The sequence below is a fragment of the Alkalihalobacillus trypoxylicola genome (genome assembly GCF_001590785.1).
GTDB classification, from domain to species: domain Bacteria; phylum Bacillota; class Bacilli; order Bacillales; family Bacillaceae_D; genus Alkalihalobacillus; species Alkalihalobacillus trypoxylicola.
Genome location: NZ_LTAO01000030.1, coordinates 1 through 676 on the forward strand (window position 1 = coordinate 1; position 676 = coordinate 676).

The 676-nt window shown below is 43.3% G+C and carries 1 rRNA gene; it reads left to right on the top strand.

What is annotated here, in order from left to right:
* Positions 1-554: 554 nt before the first annotated feature.
* Positions 555-676: ribosomal RNA gene (locus AZF04_RS15425) — 23S ribosomal RNA — on the top strand; the annotation flags it as partial.

The following is a 676-nucleotide window of genomic DNA, read 5'->3' on the forward strand; positions in this document are numbered from 1 at the left end:
GAAGGTGCGGCTGGATCACCTCCTTTCTATGGAGTTTTAACTCTAGTCGACGTGATGGTTTGACCATCATGCGCTTTGGTACTTTTGTTCAGTTTTGAGAGAACGTTTTTTCTCTCTTCATAGCTTTTGCTCCTGCGTCTACGAGTGTTTACTAATGAAGTAAGCTTCCTCGGAGCAAGGCAGCACGAAGCAYGGCTGAGAAGTGTTACCTGATGTGATTGAAGTCAGTAGCCTTGTTCAGTTTTGGAAGAATTTATCTTCCGATAGAAGCCTACATCGTAGGCGAGGGTTCTTTGAAAACTAGATAATAAGAAAACAGAAATTCATCGGAGTCTATAACGATAGACAAACGAGAATGTCAAGAATTCATATCAAACCTTTTTGATAAGATAATGGAAGAAGTTTAATTCGATTAAATTTCGGACATTAGTATGGCGATTAGCAACAAGGAGATCGAGGAAACGAATCTTTGAACGAATGGAACGTACTTCGGTACGTGACATGACCGAGAAGAAGAAGTTGACGAAGAAATCCGCTGTTGATAAGAAGCCAATGGTTAAGTTAGAAAGGGCGCACGGYGAATGCCTTGGCACTAGGAGCCGAAGAAGGACGCGACGAACGGCGAAACGCCTCGTGGAGCTGTAAGTAAGCTTTGAAGCGGGGATATCCGAATGGG